This window comes from Embleya sp. AB8 (assembly GCF_049739465.1).
Classification (GTDB): Bacteria; Actinomycetota; Actinomycetes; order Streptomycetales; family Streptomycetaceae; genus Embleya.
This window is the reverse complement of sequence record NZ_JBMHHY010000005.1, coordinates 25,784-49,356: the sequence shown is the minus strand read 5'-3', so window position 1 is coordinate 49,356 and position 23,573 is coordinate 25,784. Positions and strand designations below refer to the sequence as shown.

The following is a 23,573-nucleotide window of genomic DNA, read 5'->3' as shown; positions in this document are numbered from 1 at the left end:
GGTGTGAGTCGAGGCGGTACGAGTTGGAACGGTGCGAACACGAGGCGTGGGCTCAGCGACCGCGCCACGGGGTCAGCCGGCGTTCGACGGCCTTCAGGCACGCGTCGATGGCCAGGCCGGACAGGCCGATCACGATGATCCCCAGGACCACCACGTCGGTCTGGTTGTAGCGCTGGGCGTCGCGGATCATCCCGCCGATGCCCGGCACACCGTTGACGGTCTCGGCGGCGACCACGCTGGTGTAGGCGACGCCGACGGCGACCCGAACGCCGGTGACGATCTCCGGCAGTGCGGACGGCAGCACCACGCGCCACGGCAGTTCCCAGCGGCGGGCGCCGAGCGAGCGGGCCGCGTGCAGGTGGTCGGGGTGTACGCCGCGCACCGCGTCCGCGGTCGCGACCGCCACCGGCGGCAGCGAGGCGATGACCAGCAGCCAGATCTTCGGGCTCTCGTCGATCCCGAACCAGATCACCAGCAGGCTCAGATAGGCCAGCGGGGGCAGCGTGCGGACAAAGTCGACCAGGGGTTCCAGGATCACCCGGACGGTGCCGATCAGGCCGATCAGCAGGCCGAGCACGACGCCGGCGGCGACGCCGAAGCCGCTGCCGATCAGGATCCGGCGCAGCGACGCCCACAGGTGCTCGTGCAGCAGGTGGCCGGAGTAGCCGCGTTGGCCGTCGTGCACGCTCTCGGTACGGATGAACTGGTGCCAGACCGAGGCCGGTTTGGGTACCAGGACCGGGGGCCAGACCTCGAGTTCGGTGACCAGCCACCAGGCGCCGAGCAGTACGGCGAGGGCGATCGTGCGCAGTGCGGCCCGGCGGGCGAACCCGGCGCCGCGGCGGGGTCGGTCGCGGGCGGGGTCGACGGGCTTGCCGGCGGCGGGTATTCGGGGTTCCGGGCGGGCGTCGGTCGCCGCGTCGACGGCGCTCATCGGGTGCCGCTCGGGGCCGGGAGGGGGCGTGCGGTGACGAGTGGGACGACATGTTCACCGACCCGGTAGGCCTCCTCCAGGTGCGGCCAGCCGGACAGGATGAACTCGTCGATGCCCAGGGCCGCGTACTCGGTGAGTCGTTCGGCGACCTGTTCGTGGCTGCCGACCAGGGCGGTGCCGGCGCCCTCGCGGACCAGGCCGATGCCGGCCCACAGGTTCGGGGCGATTTCCAGGTCGCGGGCGGCGCCGCCGTGCAGCGCGGCCATCCGGGCCTGGCCGACCGACTCCATCGCGGCGAATCGGGCCTGGGCGGCGGCGATCCGGGTCGGGTCCATGCCGTCGAGCAGGCGGTGTGCCTCGGCCCAGGCGGCCTCGGGGGTGTCCCGGGCGATCACGTGCAGCCGCAGCCCGAAGCGGGGGGCGCGGCCGTGCGCGTGCGCCTTGGCGCGGACCCGCGCGACACGTTCGGCGACGGCCGGTCCCGGTTCGCCCCACAGCAGGTACACGTCGGCGAAGCGCGCGGCGACGTCCTCGGCGGCGGGCGACGCGCCGCCGAAGTACACGGGTGGATCGGCGCTCGCCGGCCTGCTGCCGGCGGTGGCCAGGCCGTCCTCGACCCGGTAGTGCGTACCGGCGAAGCCGAACGGTTCACCCGCCCAGGATCGGCGCAGCACGTCCAGGAACTCCCCGGTGCGCGCGTAGCGGTCGGTGTGGCCGAGGAAGTCGCCGTACGCGCGCTGTTCGTGCGGATCGCCGCCGGTGACGATGTTGACCGCGAGTCGGCCGCCGGACAACTCGGCGAAGGTACGGGCCTGTTGCGCGGCGAGCGTGGGCAGCACGAAGCCGGGTCGCAAGGCGACCAGGAAGCGCAGTGTGCGGGTGCGCTCCAGGAGCGCCGAGCAGACGATCCACGGGTCGGGGCAACCGGCCCCGACCGGCGTCAACACCGCGTCGAAGCCCGCCTGTTCGGCTGCTGCGGCGATCTGCGCGAGATAGCCGAGGGTGGCCGGCCGGGGGTGCGTGAGGGCCCCGACGGTGGTGGTGGCGGCACCGACCTGGTGACCGTCACCCGAGGTGGGCAGGAACCAATGGAAACGCGAACTCATCTATCTCATCCCGACAGCACGGCACGGCATGCCGACATCGCCGTCCGGCCCGCGCGCTGCGGCGGCCTTGACGGCAGGTCAAAACATGCGTGGCAAAGGAGGGTTCGACGGCACGCGAACAGCACGCGAACGGCATGCGGCCGGGATCGAGGCGGGGGCCGGGGCGGCCCGAGGCTACCCGGAGGGGGTTCCGTGACGTCGAGGAAAGAGCGAGAAGCGCGCGCCGATCAGGCGCGGCGCGAGGAATCCGGACAGATGGCGGTCGCCACGCGCTGCAAGTCGACGTGGAGTCGCGCGACGAGGCGAATCGGATTCATGCCGCAGAGCGTACCGGAGCCGACCGTCGGCCGAAATGGGGGTCGGTATCCGGACCCGACCGGCCATCGGGTGTGCCGCCGCGCGGAGTTGGCCCGACCTGCGCGCGGAGTCGGCCCAACCCGACCTAATCTTCCGCTTGTTCCCGGGTCCCCGGCCAGTCCAGCTTCAGTCGTTGCAACTTCGGGAGGGCGGCCACGATCAGGTCGTAGGAGTCCTCGATCAGGTCGCGCACCATCGGCTCCGGCAGTGAGCCGTCCAGGGTCACGGTGTTCCAGTGCCGCTTGTTCAGGTGATAGCCGGGGATGATCGCGGGGTGGTCGGCGCGCAGGCGGATCGCCAGTTCCGGGTCGCACTTCAGGCTCACCCGCAGCGGCGCGGGATCGGTGAGCGTGCTGATCGCGAAGATCTTCCCGCCGACCTTGAACGTGGACAGGTCCGGAGCCCGCCCGAACGGGAACTCCTCGACGGCCCCGTTGAACCCGAGACACATCGCCCGAAGTCGCTCCGCCGCCATCGACTCCTCTTGATCAACCATCCCGCCAGTATGCCGACCCCGCTCCCGGGTGCACCCGACGGAGGCGGCGGCCACCGCATCCAACCCCACCGATCGGCCGGCGCGCAAGAGTGGCCGACCCGCGCCGACCTGTCTCCGGCCCTCGTCCGGTCCGCCCGCCGGCGCCGCTCGGTCGGCTCGAATTCGCCCTCCCACCAGGCAACTTGTCAATGCCGTAGATATCCATACGTATCCGTACGGCTGCGGAGAGTACGGGGCGAAAAGCCCGCAAGCACCCGCATACCAAGACTTCTGTTCATCCGGAACCGGAACCGGGCCTTCGGCTTGACGTCGGGGCGACAACCCGATGATCGTGTTGCGGCCGCCGGTGTTCCGTGAAGGACTCGCGACGGAACCGGCCGGACAACCCTCTTGCGGAGAAGGGCTACCGATGGGCCGATTTTGGAATCTCTCGACGCAGAAATCATCCGACAAAACCTCGCGGCCGTCGCCCCCCGGGCCGCCGATGTCACGTCCCACTTCTACGCGCTGCTGTTTTTGCGGCGGCCCGACCTGCGCGACCTGTTCCCCCCGGCGATGGACGTACAACGCGATCGCCTGCTGCACGCACTGATCCGCATCGTCGGCGATCTGGAGAACGCTCCGGCGCTGAGCAACTTCCTCGGCCAACTCGGCCGGGATCATCGCAAGTTCGACGTGCTCGCCGAGCACTACGACCTGGTCGGGGAATGTCTGGTCAGCGCGCTCGCCCGGTTCAGCGGCGAGACCTGGAACGCCACGGTCGAACACGCCTGGGTGCGCGCCTACGGCGCGGCGGCCGGCATCATGATCGGCGCGGCCGAGGAGGACGCGAAGACCAACCCGCCGCACTGGGCGGCGGAGATCGTCGCGCACGAGAAACCCGCCGACGACATCGCCGTGCTCACGGTGCGCCCCGACCTGGCGTTCCCCTACCGGGCGGGCCAGTACACCTTCCTGGAAACGCCGTGGTGGCCACGCGTGTGGCGGGCCTACTCGATCGCCAACGCCCCCGATCCGCAGGGCCTGCTCACGTTCCATGTGCGCTCGGTGCCGGCCGGTTGGGTGAGCAACGCGTTGGTACACAAGGCCAAACCGGGCGACCGGATCAGACTCGGCGCCGCCATGGGCGAGATGGTGGTCGACCACCTCGCGCCCAACCCGGTGTTGTGCGTGGCGGGCGGTACCGGACTGGCGCCGCTGAAGGCGATGGTCGAGGAACTCGCCTACTACGGCACCGATCGTTTCGTCGACCTGTTCTACGGCGCCAGCGCGCACAGCGGACTGTACGGCCTGGAGGACCTGTTGCGGCTGTCGCAGCGGGTGACCTGGTTGCGGGTACGGCCCGCGCTCGACGACCTGACCTTGGCGGGGATCAGCGGAGGGATCTCCGACGTGGTGAGCGAGTACGGGCCGCGCTACGACTGCGACGCGTATCTGAGCGGGCCGCCCGCGATGGTCCTGGACAGCGCTCGGGTGTTGCGCCGACTGGGCCTGAGCAGCAGTCAGATCCACCACGACCCGGTGCTCGGCGGATACCCCGCCGCCGACGCCGAGTCGCCGACCCCCGTCGGCGCGGAGGCCCCGGGTTGACCGCCGGACCACTCGCGCCGCTGCCCGTACCCGACCAGTTCCGAAACAGGCTCCCGTGACCGCGTGGTCGCGCCATCGAGCCGGTTCCCAGGAGAACATTGACCGATCACGGCCTCACCCGGATCCGCGCCGAGCAACCGCCGCGCCCCGGGCCGCTTCCCGAAGTTCCGCCGGCACCACCGCGGTTCCCACCGATGCCGGTCATCCCACCGAAGCCCGCGGCGCCCCCGGCCGCGGCGCCCGACCCCCGACCCGACGGCGCCGTGGACCCGGCCCGGGCCCGCGACTTCCTGGACCGCTTCCACCGGGAGACCAGGGCGCCCGGCGATCCGGAGCTGCGCTGGCAGCGGATCGCCGAACAGATCCGGGACACCGGCACCTACACGCACACCTCGGCCGAACTCACCTGGGGCGCCCGGGTGGCCTGGCGCAACTCGGCCCGGTGCATCGGCCGGCTCTACTGGAACAGCCTGTCCGTCCGGGACCGCCGGCACGTCGACCGGGCCGGCGAGGTGGCCGCGCAGTGCGCGGGACACCTGCGCGAGACCTGGCGCGGCGGCCGGATCCGACCGACGATCACCGTGTTCGCCCCGGATTCGCCCACCGGACCCCGGGTGCGGATCTGGAACGAGCAGCTGATCCGCTACGCCGGCTACCGCCGACCGGACGGCACACTCGTCGGCGACGGCCGCAATCTGGGCATCACCGACCTGGCCCACGAGTTGGGCTGGCGCGGCGCGGGCACCGACTTCGACCCGCTGCCCCTGATCATCGAGGACGCGGACGGGGTGCTCCGGTCCTACGCGTTGCCCCCGGACGCGGTCCGGGAGATCGACCTCACCCATCCCGACCACCCGGGGTTCGCCGGGTTGGGCCTGCGCTGGCACGCGATTCCGGCGATCGCCAACATGCGCCTGGAGATCGGCGGCGTCTCGTACAGCGCGGCGCCGTTCAACGGTTGGTACATGGGCACCGAGATCGGCGCCCGCAACCTGGTCGACGCGGACCGGTACGACATGTTGCCCGCCATCGCCGACCTGTTCGGCCTGGACACCTCCAGCGAGCGCACGCTGTGGCGGGACCGGGCCACGATCGAACTCAACCGCGCCGTACTGCACTCGTTCGACGCGGTGGGCGCGACCATCACCGACCACCACACCGAGTCCGTGCGCTTCCTGCGCCACGTCGAACGCGAGGCGGAGGCGGGGCGTGGTTGCCCGGCGGACTGGAGCTGGATCGTGCCGCCGATCTCCGGCGGACTGACCCCGGTCTACCACCGCTACTACGACGACCACGACGAGAGCACGCTGACGCCGGCCTACCTGCTGGACGAGGCGGCCGGTCGACGATCGGCGGGCCTGCGTCCGTGAGGGCGTAGCCGCGCCCTCGGCGGAGCGGGCGACACGTGTCCGCTCCGCCGAGGCGCCCCGTGGGGTTATGTCTCATTGGGACATAACAGTGTTATGGTGGCCATATGGGCAGCGACGACGAGGTCGAACCGGACGGGCGCAGGCGGCGCACCCGGCGCAGCCGTGCGGCGATGTCGGACGCCGCGGTCGAACTCCTGCTCGCGCACGGCCTGGCCGGGGTCACCGTCGAGGCCGTCGCGGAGCGGGCCCGGGTCACCCGGCGCACGTTCAGTCGGCACTTCGCCGGCAAGGAGGAGGCGATCCTCGACGAGTTCCGGGAGAACACCGCGCGGATCAACGACGCGCTGCGCGCCCGGCCGGTCGCCGAGCCGCCGCTACTCGCCTACCGCCGTGCGGTGGCCGACTGGCTGACCGCGGAGTACGCCGGCGCCGGTCCCCGACTGGCCCGCCATCTGGCGCTGTTCCGTCGGGTCGACGAGGAGCCCGCGCTGTTCGCCGCCTACCAGCGGATCCGGATCGAGGCCGAGGCCGAGTCCGTCCGGGTGATCGCCGCCCGGCTGGGCACCGACCCCGACCGCGACCCACGACCGGCGGTGATCGTCGGCGCGGGTGCGGGGACCCTGGTCGCCGCGCTGCGGGCCTGGGCGCGGGCCGGCGACCCCGACCCGCTGCCCGCGCTCGCCGAGCGGTTCTTCGCCACCCTCGAAGGCGCGCTCACGGGCACCCCCACCGACGCCCTCGCCGATCCGGCGGGCACCACCCATTCCCCGAAGGTCGTGCACCACCATGAGCCACACCACCCCTGAATTCCCCGAGTACGCCGCCGAGTTCGCCGGCCGGGTCGCCCTGGTCACGGGCGCGGCCTCCGGCATCGGCCTGGCCATCGCCCGCCGGCTGACCGCCGGCGGCGCCGCGGTCGTCCTGGCGGACTACCACGAGGCGGGCGCGCGGGCCGCCGCCGCCGAGCTGGTCACGGGCGGCGCCCGGGCCGCGGCGGTCGCGGTGGACGTGACCGACCCGGCCTCGGTCGAGGCCGCCGTGCGCTTCACCGTCGACACGTTCGGCGCGCTGCATCTGGCCGTCAACAACGCGGGCATCGCCGGGCCGAGTGCGCCGACCGGCGAGTACGACATCTCCGCGTGGGACCGGGTGCTGGCCACCGACCTGTCCGGCGTCTTCTACTGCATGCGCCACGAACTGCCCGCGATCCTGGCCGCCGGCGGCGGGGCCGTGGTCAACATGTCCTCCATCCTGGGCACCAACGGCTTCGCCGGACAGCCCGCCTACGTCGCGGCCAAGCACGGCGTGATCGGGCTGACCAAGACCGCCGCGCTCGAATACGCCGCGCAGGGCGTGCGGATCAACGCGGTGGGCCCCGGCTTCATCGAGACGCCGCTGCTCGCGGACGCCGACCGCGCCGTGCACGAGCACCTGGTCTCGCTGCACCCGCAGGGCCGACTCGGCACCGCCGAGGAGGTCGCCGAACTGACCGCATTCCTCCTGTCCGACCGGGCCTCGTTCGTGCAGGGCGGCTACCACCTGGTGGACGGCGGCTACGCGGCCCGCTGAGCCGGTGCCGGTTCGAGTCGCCGGCGGTCGGGTGTTTCGCCGATGCCGAGGCGGGAAATCTCGGGAGCCGCAGTCGCGACGAGGCTACGGCGGACGTGTCCCCGACGCGTCGTGGCATCAGATGTAAGGAATGGATCGATGGCTACAGGCAAGGTGAAGTGGTTCAACGCGGACAAGGGCTTCGGCTTCATCCAGCAGGACGACGGCGGCCCGGACGTGTTCGTCCACTTCTCGGCCATCCAGAGCACCGGTTTCAAGTCACTGGAGGAAAACGACGCGGTCGAGTTCGACGTGGTCCAGGGCCCCAAGGGACCCCAGGCGGAAAACGTCGCCGTCCTGCGCAACTGATCCGCCGCGAGGCGCTCGGCACACAACCGGGACATCGCCGGGACCCCGGTCCCGGCGATGTCCCGGTCCACGTCGCGGCGCCGACGCCCCGGCCCGGCGGTCCGGGTCAGCCCGCCGGGATCTCGAAGAGCATGCACGAGCTGGTCGCGTGGGCCAGCAGCCGGTCGTTCGCGTCGTAGAGGTGGGCCTCGGCCAGCGCGGTCCGCCGCCCCCGGTTCAGCACCGTGCCCACGGCCCGGATCTTGCCGGTGTTCACGGTGATCGGCCGCAGGAACCGGGTGGACAGGTCGAGCGAGGTGTAGCCGGTGCCCGCCGGCAGCGTCGAGTGCACCGCGCAGCCGGCCGCCGAGTCCAGCAGGGTCGCGTACAGGCCGCCGTGCACGCTGCCGATCGGGTTGTAGTGCTCCTCGCCGGGGGTCGCCGCGAACACCGCGCGGCCGTGCTCGACCTCCTCGAGGGCGAACGCCAGGGTCTCCGCGATCGGCGGCCCGGGCAGCCGGCCGGCCAGGATCTCGCGCAGGAAGTCGAGCCCGGACATGGTGCCCACGGCCGCCGCGGAGACCGTCGGGTCCTGCCAGGTGTAGCTGCGCGAGCGAGTCATGTCCGTTCCCATCCTGCCGACGACGCCGATCGGGATCATCGCCGAGCGGGATCACCGGGGATCACCGACGACGGATCACGTACCACGATGATGATCGACACGACCGGCGGCCCACCCCCCGGGGTCGGCTCGGACGATAGGTTCTCCCCGCACGTGCGTGATCACACGGGGAAGGTCTCATCGGCATGTCGCGAATATCTTCGGCGTCCCACGGGGGATGCGACGCCCGGGCGTGCTGCCCGTGTTGAGCGGGGCCGCGGCCGAGCCGGCCACCGGCGTGTTGTGGGTGGCCACCGCACTCACCGCACTGCTGGTCACGCTGGGACTGGCGTGGGGCGCCCGGCGGTTGCTCGGATTGCCGGTGGGCACCCGGCGCACACTCGGCGCCGGGCTGGTCGGGTTCGCCGTGTCGTGGGGACTGGGCGGGAGCATCCAGCGGCACAATCCCGGCGTGTTCATGACCGTCACGCTCGGCGTGATGTTGCTCGCGTCGATGACCTTCATCGTGGTGAGCGAGGCCCTGGTACCGAGCGGATCCTGGCCCGGCACCGTCGAGTTCGTCCGCGGCCTGCGCCGCCGGGTGGCCCGTGGGCGGCGCTACTCGCAGATCAGCCGGATCGCCGCCCGGCACGGCCTGGGGCCGTATCTGCGCGGCCGACGCCGAGCCGACCCGGTCGACCGCCGCGCCGCCCTGGCCCGCTCGCTGCAGGAGGCGCTCCAGGAGGGCGGGGTGACCTTCGTCAAGCTCGGCCAGGTGTTGTCCACCCGCCGCGATCTGCTGCCGATCGAGTTCGTCGACGCGCTCGCGCTGCTCCAGCATCAGGTGGCGCCCGCGCCGTGGACGGAGGTCGAGGCGGTACTGACCGCCGAACTGGGCGCGCCGGTGGCCGAGGTGTTCGCCGAGTTCGATCCGTCGCCGCTGGCCGCCGCGTCGATCGCGCAGGTGCATCGGGCCCGGCTGCGTTCCGGCGACGAGGTGGTGGTCAAGGTGCAGCGTCCGGGCATCGGGCCGATCGTCGAGCGGGACCTGGACATCCTGGCCAGGCTCGCGGCGAGCCTGGATCAACGTACCGCGTGGGGGCGCGCGCTCGGCCTGGTCGAGTTGGCCGACGGCTTCGCGGTGGCGCTGCGCGAGGAGTTGGACTTCCGGATCGAGGCGCGCAACACGAGTGCGGTGCTCGCCGCAGGCGCCGGGCGGCGCGATGCGCGGCTGGTCCTGCCCCGGCCGCATCCGGAGCTGAGCACGGCACGGGTCCTGGTCCTCGACTGGTTGGACGGGGTCCCGCTGGGCACCGCCGCCGCGACGTTGGCCGAGCGCGAGCTCGACCGGGGCGAACTGGCCCGTACCCTGCTCGGCGAGTTGCTGCGGCAGATCATGTTCGACGGGGTGTTCCACGCCGACCCGCATCCGGGCAACATCATGGTCCTTGGCGACGGCCGGTTGGCGCTGCTCGACTTCGGCTCGGTGGGTCGGATCGATGCGCAACTGCGGGCCGGACTCCAGGACTTGCTGGTCGCGCTGGGTCGCGCCGACCCGGCCGCGATGGCGGATGCGCTGCTTCAGGTGGTGACCCGGCCGGCCACGCTGGACGAGCAGCGCCTGCAACGCGCGCTCGGCCGGTTCATGGCCCGCCATCTCAGCGCGGGTCTGGCCCCCGACCTGGCCATGTTCACCGACCTGTTCCGCCTGGTGTCCGCGTTCGAGCTGACCGTGGCGCCGGAGATCGCGGCCGTCTTCCGGGCGTTGGCCACCGTCGAGGGCACCCTGACCGGGCTCGAACCGGGTTTCGACATCTTCGCCGAGGCCCGGGAGTACGCCGGCGGACACATCGCCGAGCAGCTGCACCCGACCGGTCTGCGCGACGCCGCGACCGGGGAACTCCTGCACCTGCTCCCGGTGTTGCGTCGCCTGCCGCGTCGCTTCGAGCGGGTGGCCGGCGCGTTGGAGGAGGGCCGGCTCGGCGTCAATGTGCGACTCCTGGCCGACGAACGCGACCGTCGGATGCTCACCTCGATGTTGCACCAGACCCTGCTGACCGTACTCGGCGCCACTGCCGGGATCATGGCCGTACTGCTGCTCGGCACCCACGGCGGGCCGCAGGTACGCGACAGCGTCGGGCTGTACCAGGTACTCGGCTACAACCTGCTGGTGGTCAGCTGCGTACTGGTCCTGCGGGTGCTGTTCACCATCTTCCGGGCGGAACGCGTCGGCGCGTCCCGGCCCGGCGTGCGATCACTCGATCGGTGAAGCGATCACTCATTCGGTAAAGGGGAAATCCGATGAAACGTTGGCCTGCCGCGCTCGTCCTCGCGTTCGGCATCACGATGGGTGCCGGCGGCGCCCAGACCGCGGTCGCCGCCACCGCGCACAGCCCGGCCTGCGCCGCCGACGCGTCGCCCGGGCACACTCGCCGGCATCTCCCGGAGGCGGAGATCTTCGTCACCGACAACACCGCCGTGATCAGCGACCCGGCCGATCCGCGGCTGAACACACAACTGAACGGGTTCGCCTGCGAGGTGCGGTCGATCATCCGCCGGCATGGCTCCGATCCGGAGAAGTCCTCGCTGCTCGACGGCGTGTTCTGGTCGAGCACGCTGCAGAACACCACCTACGAGCGCTCGCGCGAGTTCGACGTCGACGACATCGACGCCGCACGGCTGCACGACGTCGCCGAGGTGCTGCGCAAGCGCTTCGCCCAGGAGTCGGTGCTGACCTTCGAATACCTGCGGGCCGATGCGCCGCGTGCGGGTGCGATCGAGGTCGAGGTGCCCGGGGTGGACGTACAGCGCCTGCACGACGGTCTGGCCGCCGACCCCGAGGCGCGCGACCGGTTGTCCGGCGGCTCGGTCACCGTGCGCGGCGGCAAGCTGATCCTGGTCGCCGACCGCGCGGACGCGGCCCTGGTGCAACGCTTCGTCGGCACCCTGGGCGGCGACTGGTCCAAGGCGACGATCCGCTACGGGGACCGGGAGTTCGTCGGCTGACCCCGACTCGGGCGCGGGACACCGAAACGCCGGACGGGCCTTTGCGGCCGGTCCGGCGTTTCTTGCATATGCGAGTTCGATCTTCCGTTCGGCTTGCACTTCAACATATTGTTGCGCTTTATCGCTCGCAGATGCGAGATTGACCCGAATCATCCTGTGGGGGGATTTCGCATGCCCGGACTCCGATCAGGCCGTTTCGTCCGATCCACCCGACTCACCCGATCCGCCCGGTCCGCTCGATTCGCCGTGGCCGTCGCGGCAGTCGCGCTGCTCGCCGCCGGCTGCGGCGGGGGCTCGAAGGACGAGTCCGCGTCGGCGAAACAGCCCACGAACCCGGCCGCCGCCCCCGCGACCGCGCCGGTCGCGCCGCCCGTCGTGCCGGCCAAGCCGGGCGAGGTGCGGATCGTCGGGAAGATCGCCCGGCCCGGCACCCTCACCCTGGCCGACCTGCGCAAACTGCCGCAGGTGAGCACGACGGTGGAGTACGGCAGCGCCAAGGGGCAACAGAAGCACACCTACGAGGGCGTCCCGCTGTACGACGTGCTGAACGCCACCGGCCCGATCGTCGATCCGGCCGCCAAGAACGGCGGACTGCGGCTGTTCGTCGCGGCCACCGGCGGCGGCGACTACCGGGCCGCGTTCGCGTGGGCCGAGCTCGATCCCGGCTTCGCGAAGAGCCAGATCCTGGTCGCGGTCAGCGAGGACGGCGTGCCCTACGAGGACACCGCCGGGCCGCATCTGGTGGTTCCGCAGGACACCCGGGGCGGGCGCTACGTCTCCGAGTTGAACCGGTTGTACGTGGGCAGCGTGGACGAATCGGCCGACCGTGCCCGCTGAGCATCCGCTGAGCCGGCGCGGCCTGCTCGCGGTCGGCGCCGGCACCGGTGCCTTCGTCGCGGGCGGCCTGGCCGGGGCGACGGTGCCCGGCCGGGCCCGGTCGCCGCACGTCGATCCGGTCGTCCCGTTCCACGGCCCGCACCAGGCCGGCATCCTGACCCGCCGTCAGCCCTACGCGCTGCTCGCCGCGTTCGACCTGCGCCCCGCCGTGGACCGGGCCGGCACGGCGGACCTGCTGCGCCGCTGGACCGACGCAGCGGCGCGCCTCACCCGGGGCGAGCCGCTCGACGCCGGCTCGGCCGCCGCGGCCGGCCTGGACGCCGACGTGCCGCTCGGCGCCGGGCCGGCCGCGCTCACCGTCACCGTGGCCTTCGGCAGCGGCCTGTTCGCCGCCGCCGGCCTGGCCCCGCCCGCCGCACTGCGGCCGATCCCGGCCTTCCCCGGCGACGAGTTGGACCCCGCGCGCGGCGACGGCGACCTGCTGGTGCAACTCGCGGCCGACGACCCGATCGTGGTCACCGCCGCGCTCGGCGTGCTGCGCCGACTGGCCCGGGGCCTGGCCCGGGAGCGCTGGCGGATGCGCGGGTTCGCGTCGCCCGACAGTCGGCGCAACCTGATGGGCCAGATCGACGGAACGGCCAATCCCGTACCGGCCGATCAGGTCCTGCTCCCCCGCACCGCCCCTTCCGCCCGGTTGGCCGGCGGATCCTTCCTGGTGCTGCGCCGGATCCGGATGCTCCTCGACCACTGGGAGACGCTGCCGCGCGCGCACCGCGAGCAGGTGATCGGCCGCCGGTTGGCCGACGGCGCGCCGCTGACCGGCGCTGCCGAGCACACCCCGGCCGACTTCGACGCGGTCGGCCCGGGCGGTGCGCCGGTGATCGCGGCCAACGCGCACATCCGGCTCGGTACGGCCGGGTTCAACGGCGGCGCCACCATGTTGCGCCGAGGCTGGTCCTACGACGACGGCCCTCGTTCGGACGGCAGCCCGGACGCGGGCCTGCTCTTCCTCGCCTGGCAACGCGACCCGCACACCGCGTTCGTCCCCGTCCAGCAGCGCCTGGCCCGAGGCGACGCACTGTCGCGCTACACCGTGCACGAGGCGTCCGGGCTGTATGCCGCACCGGGCGGATGCGCGCCGGGAGACTATCTCGGCCAGGCCCTGCTGGAGGGCTGATATTCCATCAACTCCCTTTACTGACACGGGATTTCCGGCAGGCCGCAGCGCCCGGCCGAGCACCCCGAGGGCCTGGACGAGGTTGTTGGCGGATCCGCCGATCACCGGTAATGATTCGGGTATGTCACGCACCTTCGCAGAGTTGTCGGCCGAGGCCGAGTCGGCGCCCGTGGCCGGTTGGGACTTCTCCTGGCCGGCCGGACGGGCCACCGAGGCCCGCCCGTCGTGGGGATATCAACGCCTGATGGGCGAGCGGCTCGCCGGCGTCACCGCCGCCCTGGACATCCAGACCGGCGGCGGCGAGGTATTGGCCGGCGCGCCGAAGTTGCCGCCGACGATGGTGGCCACCGAGTCCTGGCCGCCGAACGTGGCCAAGGCCACCCGACTGCTGCACCCGCTCGGCGCGGTGGTGGTGGCCGATCCGGACGAGCCGCCGCTGCCGTTCGCCGACGCGGCGTTCGACCTGGTCACCAGCCGGCATCCGGTGACCGTGTGGTGGGCCGAGATCGCCCGCGTACTCCGGCCCGGTGGCACGTACTTCGCCCAACACGTCGGCCCCGGCTCGGTGTTCGAGCTGACCGAATACTTCCTCGGACCGCAACCCGAGGCGCGTGAGGGTCGCCGGCCCGACCTCGAGAGCGCCGACGCCCGGGCGGCCGGTCTGGAGATCGTGGATCTGCGGCTCGAACGGTTGCGGATGGAGTTCTTCGACATCGGCGCGGTCGTCTACTTCCTGCGCAAGGTGATCTGGATCGTGCCCGGGTTCACCGTGGACGCCTACCGGGACCGGCTCCGCGAGCTGCACGAACTCATCGAACGGGACGGCCCGTTCGTCGCGCACTCGACCCGCGTGCTGATCGAGGCGCGACGCCCGGACTGACCCGGCCCCGGTCGCCGGCGGGCCCGACCGGGGCCGGGCCCGCCGCGGGGCTCGGTCAGGTGAGCGCGACCAGGTCGAGATAGTCCTCGCTCCACAGGTCCTCGTCCGCGTCCGGAAGCAGCAACACCCGGTCCGGGCGCAGCGCCTCGATCGCGCCCCGGTCGTGGGTGACCAGCACGATCGCGCCCGGGTAGCCGGCCATCGCGGCGAGCACCTCGTCCCGGGAGGCCGGGTCGAGGTTGTTGGTCGGCTCGTCCAGGAGCAGTACGTTGGCGCCCGAGTGCACGAGACCGGCCAGCACGAGCCGGGTCTTCTCGCCGCCGGAGAGCACCCCGGCCCGCTTGTCGACGTCGTCCCCGGTGAACAGGAACCCGCCGAGCACCCGGCGTACTTCGCCGTCGGTCAGGTGTGGGGCCGCGGCGGCCAGGTTGTCCCGGACCGAGCGGGTCGAGTCGAGCGTGTCGTGCTCCTGGGCGAAGTAGCCCACCCGCAGCCCGGGTCCGGCCACCACCCGACCGCCGTCCGGCGTCTCGCGCCCGGCCAGGACGCGCAGCAGGGTGGTCTTGCCCGCGCCGTTGGGGCCGAGCACGACCAGCCGGCTGCCCCGGTCCACGGCCAGGTCGACGCCGGTCAGGACCCGGTGTTCGGCGTAGGACTTGGTCAGGGCGATCGCGCCGAGTGGGATCCGGCCACAGGGGGCCGGTTCGGGCAGTCGGATCCGGGCGACCTTGTCGGTGCGCCGGACGGGGGCCAGTTCGGCCAGCATCCGGTCCGCGCGGCGGACCATGTTCCGCGCGGCCACGGCGGTGGCCACGTGCGCGCGCATCCGGTCCGCCTGTGCGTGCAGGGACGCGGCCTTGCGCTCGGCGTTGGCCCGCTCGCGGGTGCGGCGGCGCTCGTCGGCGGCGCGTTGGGCGAGGTATTCGGCCCAGCCGGTGTTGTGCACGTCGAGCGCGCCGCGGCCGGGGTCGAGGTGGAAGACCCGGTTGACGGTCGCGGCCAGCAGGTCGAGGTCGTGGCTGATCAGTACCAGGCCGCCGCGGTGGCCGAGCAGGAAATCGCGCAACCAGCCGATCGAGTCGGCGTCGAGGTGGTTGGTCGGCTCGTCCAGGAGCAGCGTGCCGTGGTCCGCGAACAGGATGCGGGCCAGTTCGACGCGGCGTCGTTGGCCGCCGGACAACGTGCCCACGGGTTGGTCGAGGACCCGTTCGGGCAGCCCGAGTCCGGCGGCGACCCGGGCCGCCTCGGCCTCGCCCGGGTAGCCGCCGCGCGCCTGGAACTCGGCCTCGGCGCGGATGTAGGCCCGCATCGCCCGCTCCAGCGCAGCCGGTTCGCCGGCGTCGGCGAGCCCGGCCTCGGCCGTCCGCAACGCGCGGTCGGCCGCGTCGAGTCCGCGCGCGGAGCGGATCCGGTCGGTGACGGTGACCGTCTGGTCGGCGGCCCGGGAGTCCTGCGGCAGGTAGCCGAGCGATCCGGTGCGGGTGATGGTGCCACCGGCCGGCCGAAGCCGGCCGGCGACGGTGTCGAGCAGGGTGGTCTTGCCCGCGCCGTTACGGCCGATCAGGCCGATCCGGTCGCCGGGGGCGATGGTGCAGGTCACGTCGGACAGCAGGAGACGGGCGCCGACGCGCACGTCGACACCACGAAGGGTGATCATGGAATGACGCTCCGAGATGGCAAGAGGACACACGGGTGACGTGTAAGCGGGTCCTCGAGCTAGGAGATTCGGGGCGTAGACATGCCGACCAGCCTAACCACCCGACCCCGGGGATTGTCGAAGGCTTTTGTCGTTCGGCACACCGGCTTCGGGCAAACCGGCTTCGTCACACGCCTGTCGACATACCGGGCCGGCGCCTGCGGGGGCCGGGTCGCGGTGATGTCGCCCGCCCGCTGTCCGAGTTCGAACGCGGTGCGCAGCGGGGGGCCAGGCGCCGCCGCAGGTCCCGGTCCGGCAGCTCGGCCGTGGCCGGGTCGCGGTCCGCGAGTTCGACGGTGGTGTCCCGATCGATGCGATACACGGCTCCGCCCGGCTGGTTTCGCCCGCTCGCGAAAGTGTGGAGCGGGCCCGGCGGTCCCGGTCAGCCTGTGCGGCATGTCGACGCTCAGCCTGCCCCGCCAGTTCATCCGTACCCGACGCTTCACCGTGGGCCTCCCGTCCGCCTTCACGATCTCCCCCGACGGCGCGTCCGTACTGTTCCTGCGCAGTCGCTCCGGCGACGATCCGCTCGGCTGCCTGTGGTGCCTGGACCCGGACCCGGCGACCGAGCGCCTCCTGGTGGATCCGACCCGGCTGGACGAGCCGACCGGCGGCGCCGGGATCACCGGCTACGCCACCGACGACTCGGTCACGCTCGCCGCATTCGCCCTGGCCGACGGGTTGTGGGTGGTCGAGGTCGGGACCGGACGGGCCCGCCGGCTGCCGGTTCGGGGGCCGGTGCTCGACCCTCGGCCCGACCCGACCGGCCGGCGGATCGCCTACCTGCGCGACGGCGCGCTGCGGGTGGTCGAGGCGGACGGGTCCGGGGATCGTGCGCTGGTCGAGCCCGACGCGGCGCATGTGCGATTCGGCACCGCCGAGTACGTCGCGAGCGCATCCGTCGGCCGCGAACGCGGCTACTGGTGGGCCCCGGACGGCACCCGGCTGCTGGTCGCCCGGGTGGACGACAGCGCCGTACCGATCTGGCACGTGAGCGACCCGACGGAACCGGCCGCACCGCCACGTACCGTGCGCTACCCGGTGGCGGGCGGCGCCAATGCCGAGGTCGGCCTGTGGCTGCTCACCCTGGCCGGCCCCTGGACCCAAGTGACCTGGAAGGTCGATGAGTTCGAATACCTCACCGCGGCCGGCTGGGATGCCCACGGCCCGTTCGCCGCCGTACAGAGCCGCGACCAGCGCACGGTACGCACCCTGGCCATCGACCCCGCCGACGGCCGCACCCGCCCGCTCGCCACCCAGCGCGACCGGCACTGGGTACACCTCCTGCCCGGGACACCCGTGCGCACCGCCGCCGGCGCGCTGCTCGCGCACAGCGACGCGGACGGCACCCGCCGGCTCACCCTGGACGGCGTCCCGATCACCCCGGCGGGCCTGCACGTGCGCGAGGTGTTCGGGGTGGACGGCGACGAGGTGTTGTTCGGCGCATCGCCCGACCCCACCCAGGCCCAGCTGTGGAGTTGCCGCCCCGGCGGCGACGCCCACCGCCTGGACACCGAGGCGGGGGTACACCACGGCGTGCGCCGCGCCGGCACCCTGGTGCACACCGCGCGTACCGCCGACCGACCCGGCGCACGCACCGTGGTGCGGCGCCCGGGGCGGCCCGCCGTGCCCGTGCGCTCGCTCGTGGACACGCCGGTACTGCGGCTGCGCGACACCCGGCTCACCACCACCGAACGCGGCCTGCACAGCCAGTTGTTGCTGCCGTCCGGGTATCGCCCGGGCCAGGACCCGGCGCTGCCGGTCCTGGTCGACCCCTACGGCGGCCCCGCGCTACAGCGGGTCACCAGGCAGCAGTCCCCGATGGCGTTCGTCTCCCAGTGGTTCGCCGAGCAGGGCTTCGCGGTGCTGATCACCGACGGGAGCGGCACCCCGGGGCGCGGCCCCGGGTGGGAGCGCGAGGTGGCCGGCGACATCCTCGGTCCGGTACTCGCCGACCAGGTCGCCGCACTGGCCGAAGTCGTGTGCCTGCGGCCGGAGTTGGACCCGAGCCGGGTGGCCGTACGCGGCTGGTCGTTCGGCGCGACGCTGGCCGTGGCGGCGGTGCTGCGCCGGCCCGAGGTGTTCCACGCGGCGATCGCCGGGGGCGGCCCCAGCGACCAACGCCTGTACGACACACACTGGCGCGAACGTTTCCTCGGCCGGCCGGACGAGCACCCCGAACGCTACGCCGCCTGCTCCCCGTTGACCGAGGCGGCGAACCTGCGCCGCCCACTGCTGCTGATCCACGGCCTGGCCGACGACAACGTCTTCCCCGCACACACCCTGCGGCTGTCCGCCGAACTGCTCGCCGCCGGGCGCCCGCACGAGGTGCTCCCCCTGGTGCGCACCGGCCACGCGCCCTCGGACGAGAACCTCTTCGAGCAGCTGCTGCGGCATCAACTCGACTTCCTGCGACGGCACTTGCGCATCCCGACGGCGTAACACCGGCCGCCCGGCTCAGGCACCGGCAACGGCCGCCACGGCGGCGGGAATCGGGGTGGAGCCGCCGATCAGGTCCAGGCTGTGCCCGGCGGTCGCGGGTGCGGTCAGCAGCGCGGCCAGTACGGCGGCGACATCGTCGCGGGTGACCGGGCCTCGGCCGGTGTGCTCGGCCAGCGAGACCAGGCCGGTGCCGGGGTCGTCGGTGAGCCGGCCGGGGCGCAGGATCGTCCAGTCCAGCGCGGCCCGGCCCCGGATGTCCGCGTCCGCCGCGCCCTTGGCCCGCAGGTAGGCCGCGAACACCTCGTCGGTGTCGGCGGGCGGTTCGTGGTCGACGCCGATCGCCGAGACCACCAGGAAGCGCCGGACGCCGGCCTGCTCGGCGGCGTCCGCGCACAGCGCGGCGGCGGCCCGATCCACGGTGTCCTTACGGGCGATCCCGCTGCCCGGCCCGGCCCCGGCCGCGAACACCACGGCGTCGGCGCCCGCCAGGTGTTTCGCGAGTTCGTCGACGGAGGCCGCCTCCAGGTCGCAGACGACCGGCTCGGCGCCCGCCGCGACCAGGTCGTCCGCCTGGGCGGGTTTGCGGATCAACCCCACCGGTTCGTCGCCCCGCGCGGCGAGCAGCGCCGCCAGGCGCAGTGCGATCTGACCATGTCCACCTGCGATGACAATGCGCATGCGGTCGATGCTACTGGCGCGCCGGGCGGGTTCGGCGGAACTCGGCGGTCGGATGTCCGGGGGGATCCGACCGCCGTCGCGCGGGCGCGCTATTCGGTCGCCTTGGGGTAGGGCCACGGGTTGGCGGTGCACAGTGTGCCGTCGGCCGCCTCGCGGCTCTTGGTCTGCTGCATCATCACCGGGGCCAGGCCGCCGGGCCCGCAGCGGGTCTCGTGCTGGTGTCCCAGCCGGTGGCCGACCTCGTGGTCGATCAACATCCGCCGATAGTCCAGCACGTCCTCGCCCTCGTCGTAGGCCGTCGAACCCTGGGCCCAGCGCCATGCGTTGATCATCACCCACGGTGTGCCGCTCGCGTTGCACGACACATTGGCCACGCTGGTGTCGCCCACGATCGGCGAGCAGATCCGATGCAGCGTGCCGGGACTGGCCAGGCGCACCACGAAGTTCACCGTCCCGGCGTCGGTGCGCGCGAAGGTCAGGCCGTCGTGGGACCAACTGCGCGGGTCGTTGAGCGTACGCTGCACGGTCTCGGCGAACAGCGGGCCGTCCAGCGCCAGGCCCTGTTCGATCTCGACCCGGTAGGTGTACCGCTTCCCGGTCCCGGGCGCGGCGTCCTCGCCCGGAACGGTGGCGAAGTCGCCGCCGAGCCGCAGTCGGGGGTCCAGCGGGTAGCGCGCGCCCGGGCGCCGCGCGGCGACGTCCGGCGATGCGGCCGGCCGGTCGGGTAACTCCCGCTGGGCGGACGGCTCGTCGGGCCTCGGGCCGACCCCCGTCGGCCGCGCTCCGGGCGTCCCGGCCGGGGAGGCGGCCGAGTCGACGGCGGGTGCACCGCCACCGGGGCCGGATATCCGGGGAACGACGGCGATCAGGAGCAGCACCGCGGCACCCACCCCGATCGCGGGATAAGCGCGTCGCCCGGCTCGCGAACGGGCGCGGGAGCGACGCCGGTTGCCGGTGCGGGTGGGTGCCTTCGCGCGACGGCCGGCCCTGGCGCGCCCGCTCACCCCGCCCCCGGTCCGGCGTCCCGCAGTGTCCGGGCGATCGATTCCCAACGGGGGTTCCGGGCGATCGCGAGGGCCTGGTCGTCGGTCAGCGGCATCCGTCCCTTGGCATCGGTGACCGGTCGGCCGTCCAGCGGACCGTTGGCCCAGAACAGCCGCAGTACGCTCGGGCCGATCGGGATCTGTAGGGCCTGGCCCCACGGCACACCGTCGCGGCGGATGGTCTCCACGCCGAATCGGGTGCCCGACCTCGGCGCGCCGACACACTTGAGCGAGTAGGTGCGACCCTGGTCGTCGGTGCGGTCGGGCACCTGCTCGCCGCCTGCGCACACGGTCGGTCCGCCGGTGCGCAGCGACACCGACACGCCGGCCGGACCCGGGCCGCTGTCCCAGGTCAGCTCGGCCGAGAGGCCGTTGTCGGGCGAATACCCGGTCCGGATCGGCGACTTGGTGCCGCCGACCGGCAGCAGGTCGACCAGCGCCTCGCCCAGCTCCCGGGCGATCGTGTCCCGGGCGTCCGCGGTCCTCGGACCCGGGTCCGGCAGCGTGCTCGTGGCCGGTGCGGCGGCCCGCCGCGGCTCGACGTCGCCCCGCTCGACGGCGACCGTGGCCGCGAGGCCCAGGACCGCCACCGTCGCGACCACGGAGACCGCGACGCCGCCCGCGCGGACCCGGACCCGCCGCCTGCCGCGGCCGGTCGCGCGGGCCACCACGTCGGCCATCGGACGGGTGCCCTGGCCCACCAGCTCGGCGTGCAACTGCCGCCGGAAGGCGCCTTCGAGGCTGCCTTGGGGGTCCGGTGCGTCTTCGGATTCGGATTCGGATTCGGGGGTGGGAATCGCCCTGTGCGTGGTCATGGTCACCTCCCTTCCTTCTTCCTGCTCGTCATCGGTCGTCGCCGATGCGGATGGATTCGTCCTGCGTTGCATCACTGGTGTGCCACGCGTGCGTCGACGGTGCGTCAGCGCACCAGTGGGTTGTCCGTGAGGGTGCCGCGCAGTCTGGCCAGCGCCCGCGGGCCGGCGCTCTTGACCGCGGAGGTGGACATGCCGAGCATCTCGGCGACCGCCTCCACGCTGTGGTCCTCCCAGTAGCGCAGGACCACCACCGCGCGATCGCGCGGCGGCAACCGCATCAGCGCGTCGATCAGGGTCAGCCGGACGTCCGGCAGGTCGGCGTCGGCCGCCGCGTCCGGCCGGCGCTCCAGGGCGACCGCGTCGATCCCGAGCAACTCGGTGGAGCTGCGCCGGCGGCGGCGGTCGAGATAGGCGTTCAGGAGCACCCGTTTCGCGTAGGCGTACGGCTGGTCGGTGTGCTCGATGCGGCGCCAGGCCACGTACAACTTCTCCAGGGCGATCTGGGTGAGGTCCTCGGCGAGATGCCAGTCTCCGCACAGCAGATACGCCGTCTGGCCCAGCCGCTGCGCCGAACTCCGCGCGAACTCGGTGAATCCTTCCCGCCCCTGCGCACCCATCCCGACCTCCCTTCCTGCCGCGTCCGTCCCTGATCCATACGCATCGAAGGGCCCAAGTGGATGCACGTGTCCTGCGTCACAGCAGGTGGGCGGCGGCTCGGCGGGTGTCGCGATCGGTCCCCTGGATGGCATGTCGAGCCGTTCGATCGGCGCCGCGCGGGTCATACGCTGCTGCCATGCGACGGCGCCGGCGCCAGTGCTCGCGCGGTGCCGAGCGCCGACGACCGGTGACCACCCGGGCCGCCGGGATCCGACCGCGGGGAGCGCCGTCGGGTTCGGATGCGGTCCCGATGTGCGCGAGGGAGGGGTTTCGCCGTCACGGGGCGGCGAAACCCCTTTCGTTCGTTCCGGGCGTACGGGCGGGTCGGGTGCGGCCGTCCGGGGTCGGCTCGGTCTCCGAGGCCCGGCGACCGGCGACCGGCGACCGGCGACCGGCGACCGGCGACCGGCGACCGGCGACCGGCGACCGGCGACCGGCGACCGGCGACCGGCGACCGGCAAAGATATCCGGGCCGCAGCGATGAGTTCGTCCGGCGATCGAAGTCTGCACATCGAACGGCCCCCGAGTGGCGGGGGTTCGCCACCACGGGGGAGGCGAAAACCCGCCCACTCGGGGGCTGCGGTGCGTTACGTATCGCGGACGATACGTAAGGCGTGAGGCGTGAGGCGTGAGGTGTGAGCAGGGACCCGTGCGGCGTTACGGGTGCAGTGTGGCGCCCTTGAACACCTTGTCCACCACGTTGCGCGGCCCGTACACCGCGAGGCCCACCAGGTCGAGGTTCCCCCGCCCGACGGCGCGTACCGCCGCGCGGTTGTCCCGGTCGTTGCCCGTGCCGAAGAGGTCGGCGGTGAACACCGCCGTCGGCAACTCGCGGCCCAGCGCCCGGGTGTGAGCCGACGTCAGCAACTCCTTGCCGCCCTCGAAGATCAGCACGGGCTGGCGGAACATGGGCAGATAGTCGGTGCCGTCGGCGTCCGCGTACGGTTCGCCGATCACCTCCGGCAGCCGGGTGCCGAGGCCGCTGACCAGGAAGGCGGTCACGTTCAGCCGCTGCCAGGTGTGCAGGTCCTCGCGGAGCAGGACGGCGATCTTGGTGTCGAAACGAATGGGCGTGTGCTCGGATTCCATGATCCGAAATCCTTCCGGGTCCGGACCCACCCGTCTTGTACGATCCTGACGTGAATGCCGGTTCGAGGATCGTGGCCTGGCGGCCCGCGGTGGCCGGGGTGACCGAGGTCATGCACGCGCAGATGACCGGGCACGCCTACCCCATGCATACGCACACGGCCTGGACGCTGCTGATCGTCGACGACGGCATCGTGCGTTACGACCTGGATCGACACGAACACGGTGTGCTGCGGCAGACCGTGAGCCTGTTGCCGCCGCACGTGCCGCACAACGGCACCGCCGCGACCTCGTCCGGGTTTCGCAAGCGGGTGCTTTATCTGGACTCCTCGCATCTGGCCGACTCGCTGATCGGCTCGGCGGTGGGCCGTTCCGTGTTCGACGACCCGGAGCTGCGTGCGCGCGTCGATCGGCTGCACGTGTCCCTGCTCGGGGACGGCGAGGAGTTGGAGGCGGAGAGCAGACTCGCGTTCGTCGCCGAGCGGCTGCGCGGGCATCTCCGGGGTCGACTCGCCGCGCCGCCGGTGGTCCGCGATCGGAGTCTGGCCCGGCGGCTGCGCGACCTGTTGGACGAGCGCTTCGTCGAGGGCGTCACCCTGCGCGAGGCCGGCGAGCTGCTGTACGCGCATCCGACCCACTTGGTCCGGGCCTTCGGCCGGGAGTTCGGCATCGGGCCGCATCAATACCTGACGGGCCGTCGGGTCGAGCTGGCGCGCGGCCTGTTGCTCGACGGAATGCCCGCGCACGAGGTGGCCACCAGCGCCGGCTTCTACGATCAGTCGCACCTGAACCGGCACTTCAAGCGCACCCTCGGCACCAGCCCCGGCCGGTACACCCGTTCCGCACCGCGCCGGCTCGGCGGCTGAACCGAACCCCTGCCGGGCACCCCCTACTTCGCCCCTACCG

At 72.7% G+C, this 23,573-nt stretch carries 23 protein-coding genes; 12 read left to right on the top strand and 11 right to left on the bottom strand.

Annotation, left to right across the window (positions count from 1 at the left end):
* Positions 1-52: 52 nt before the first annotated feature.
* The 4 genes from ABIA38_RS08660 to ABIA38_RS08645 form a co-directional block, all read right to left on the bottom strand.
* A complete protein-coding gene (locus tag ABIA38_RS08660; protein ID WP_424637893.1) occupies positions 53-934 on the bottom strand; it encodes an ABC transporter permease in 882 nt (293 codons plus the stop codon).
* A complete protein-coding gene (locus ABIA38_RS08655) occupies positions 931-2,040 on the bottom strand; it encodes an LLM class flavin-dependent oxidoreductase (RefSeq protein WP_424637892.1) in 1,110 nt (369 codons plus the stop codon). The genes ABIA38_RS08660 and ABIA38_RS08655 overlap by 4 nt, the downstream gene beginning before the upstream one ends.
* Positions 2,041-2,267: 227 nt before the next feature.
* Positions 2,268-2,357, bottom strand: coding sequence for a putative leader peptide (locus tag ABIA38_RS08650; RefSeq protein ID WP_424637891.1), 90 nt, complete (start codon positions 2,355-2,357; stop codon positions 2,268-2,270).
* 125 nt (positions 2,358-2,482) lie between these two features.
* The gene (locus ABIA38_RS08645) at positions 2,483-2,872 is read right to left on the bottom strand and encodes an MmcQ/YjbR family DNA-binding protein (RefSeq protein ID WP_424638167.1); all 390 of its coding nucleotides are present in this window, start codon (positions 2,870-2,872) and stop codon (positions 2,483-2,485) included.
* Positions 2,873-3,313: 441 nt separating this feature from the next.
* On the opposite strand from ABIA38_RS08645, the gene ABIA38_RS08640 reads away from it, so the two are divergent.
* From ABIA38_RS08640 to ABIA38_RS08620, 5 genes are all read left to right on the top strand, one after another.
* Positions 3,314-4,483, top strand: a complete 1,170-nt coding sequence (locus tag ABIA38_RS08640; protein ID WP_424637890.1) for a globin domain-containing protein — start codon at positions 3,314-3,316, stop codon at positions 4,481-4,483.
* Positions 4,484-4,677: 194 nt separating this feature from the next.
* Complete coding sequence (locus ABIA38_RS08635) at positions 4,678-5,853, top strand: nitric oxide synthase oxygenase (RefSeq protein ID WP_424637889.1); 1,176 nt, start codon at positions 4,678-4,680, stop codon at positions 5,851-5,853.
* 104 nt (positions 5,854-5,957) lie between these two features.
* Positions 5,958-6,659 (top strand): TetR/AcrR family transcriptional regulator, encoded by a 702-nt coding sequence (locus ABIA38_RS08630; protein WP_424637888.1) that lies wholly within the window; start codon positions 5,958-5,960, stop codon positions 6,657-6,659.
* Positions 6,640-7,422 (top strand): SDR family NAD(P)-dependent oxidoreductase, encoded by a 783-nt coding sequence (locus ABIA38_RS08625; RefSeq protein ID WP_424637887.1) that lies wholly within the window; start codon positions 6,640-6,642, stop codon positions 7,420-7,422. Before ABIA38_RS08630 ends, ABIA38_RS08625 begins: the two co-directional genes overlap by 20 nt.
* A gap of 138 nt (positions 7,423-7,560) precedes the next feature.
* On the top strand, positions 7,561-7,770 hold the full coding sequence (locus ABIA38_RS08620; protein WP_424637886.1) for a cold-shock protein: 210 nt from the start codon (positions 7,561-7,563) through the stop codon (positions 7,768-7,770).
* A 106-nt stretch (positions 7,771-7,876) separates the two neighbouring features.
* Here the strand turns inward: ABIA38_RS08620 and ABIA38_RS08615 are convergent, their stop codons facing one another.
* Positions 7,877-8,371, bottom strand: a complete 495-nt coding sequence (locus ABIA38_RS08615; protein ID WP_424637885.1) for a PaaI family thioesterase — start codon at positions 8,369-8,371, stop codon at positions 7,877-7,879.
* 241 nt (positions 8,372-8,612) lie between these two features.
* Here ABIA38_RS08615 and ABIA38_RS08610 point away from each other — a divergent pair, with 241 nt between their 5' ends.
* The 5 genes from ABIA38_RS08610 to ABIA38_RS08590 all read left to right on the top strand — a co-directional run bounded on the left by ABIA38_RS08610 (position 8,613) and on the right by ABIA38_RS08590 (position 14,250).
* A complete protein-coding gene (locus ABIA38_RS08610; RefSeq protein ID WP_424637884.1) occupies positions 8,613-10,619 on the top strand; it encodes an ABC1 kinase family protein in 2,007 nt (668 codons plus the stop codon).
* Between the two features lie 32 nt (positions 10,620-10,651).
* On the top strand, positions 10,652-11,356 hold the full coding sequence (locus tag ABIA38_RS08605) for a hypothetical protein (RefSeq protein WP_424637883.1): 705 nt from the start codon (positions 10,652-10,654) through the stop codon (positions 11,354-11,356).
* A gap of 246 nt (positions 11,357-11,602) precedes the next feature.
* Positions 11,603-12,193 (top strand): molybdopterin-dependent oxidoreductase, encoded by a 591-nt coding sequence (locus tag ABIA38_RS08600; RefSeq protein ID WP_424637882.1) that lies wholly within the window; start codon positions 11,603-11,605, stop codon positions 12,191-12,193.
* Positions 12,183-13,370, top strand: coding sequence for a Dyp-type peroxidase (locus ABIA38_RS08595; protein ID WP_424637881.1), 1,188 nt, complete (start codon positions 12,183-12,185; stop codon positions 13,368-13,370). The genes ABIA38_RS08600 and ABIA38_RS08595 overlap by 11 nt, the downstream gene beginning before the upstream one ends.
* A gap of 121 nt (positions 13,371-13,491) precedes the next feature.
* Complete coding sequence (locus ABIA38_RS08590) at positions 13,492-14,250, top strand: class I SAM-dependent methyltransferase (RefSeq protein ID WP_424637880.1); 759 nt, start codon at positions 13,492-13,494, stop codon at positions 14,248-14,250.
* Positions 14,251-14,305: 55 nt separating this feature from the next.
* On the opposite strand, the gene ABIA38_RS08585 is transcribed toward ABIA38_RS08590, so the two are convergent.
* A complete protein-coding gene (locus tag ABIA38_RS08585; protein WP_424637879.1) occupies positions 14,306-15,907 on the bottom strand; it encodes an ABC-F family ATP-binding cassette domain-containing protein in 1,602 nt (533 codons plus the stop codon).
* A gap of 435 nt (positions 15,908-16,342) precedes the next feature.
* On the opposite strand from ABIA38_RS08585, the gene ABIA38_RS08580 reads away from it, so the two are divergent.
* Positions 16,343-18,388: a prolyl oligopeptidase family serine peptidase gene (locus tag ABIA38_RS08580; RefSeq protein ID WP_424637878.1), complete on the top strand. Its 2,046-nt coding sequence runs from the start codon at positions 16,343-16,345 to the stop codon at positions 18,386-18,388.
* Positions 18,389-18,403: 15 nt separating this feature from the next.
* On the opposite strand, the gene ABIA38_RS08575 is transcribed toward ABIA38_RS08580, so the two are convergent.
* From ABIA38_RS08575 to ABIA38_RS08555, 5 genes are all read right to left on the bottom strand, one after another.
* A complete protein-coding gene (locus tag ABIA38_RS08575) occupies positions 18,404-19,066 on the bottom strand; it encodes an NAD(P)H-binding protein (protein WP_424637877.1) in 663 nt (220 codons plus the stop codon).
* An 89-nt stretch (positions 19,067-19,155) separates the two neighbouring features.
* On the bottom strand, positions 19,156-19,944 hold the full coding sequence (locus ABIA38_RS08570) for a DUF3152 domain-containing protein (protein WP_424637876.1): 789 nt from the start codon (positions 19,942-19,944) through the stop codon (positions 19,156-19,158).
* Between the two features lie 122 nt (positions 19,945-20,066).
* Entirely contained in the window at positions 20,067-20,924 is an 858-nt protein-coding gene (locus ABIA38_RS08565; protein WP_424637875.1) for a hypothetical protein, read from the bottom strand.
* Between the two features lie 104 nt (positions 20,925-21,028).
* Positions 21,029-21,541, bottom strand: a complete 513-nt coding sequence (locus ABIA38_RS08560; RefSeq protein ID WP_424637874.1) for a SigE family RNA polymerase sigma factor — start codon at positions 21,539-21,541, stop codon at positions 21,029-21,031.
* A 697-nt stretch (positions 21,542-22,238) separates the two neighbouring features.
* Entirely contained in the window at positions 22,239-22,670 is a 432-nt protein-coding gene (locus ABIA38_RS08555) for a DUF2000 family protein (RefSeq protein WP_424637873.1), read from the bottom strand.
* A 50-nt stretch (positions 22,671-22,720) separates the two neighbouring features.
* Here ABIA38_RS08555 and ABIA38_RS08550 point away from each other — a divergent pair, with 50 nt between their 5' ends.
* On the top strand, positions 22,721-23,533 hold the full coding sequence (locus tag ABIA38_RS08550; RefSeq protein ID WP_424637872.1) for an AraC family transcriptional regulator: 813 nt from the start codon (positions 22,721-22,723) through the stop codon (positions 23,531-23,533).
* Positions 23,534-23,573 lie beyond the last annotated feature (40 nt).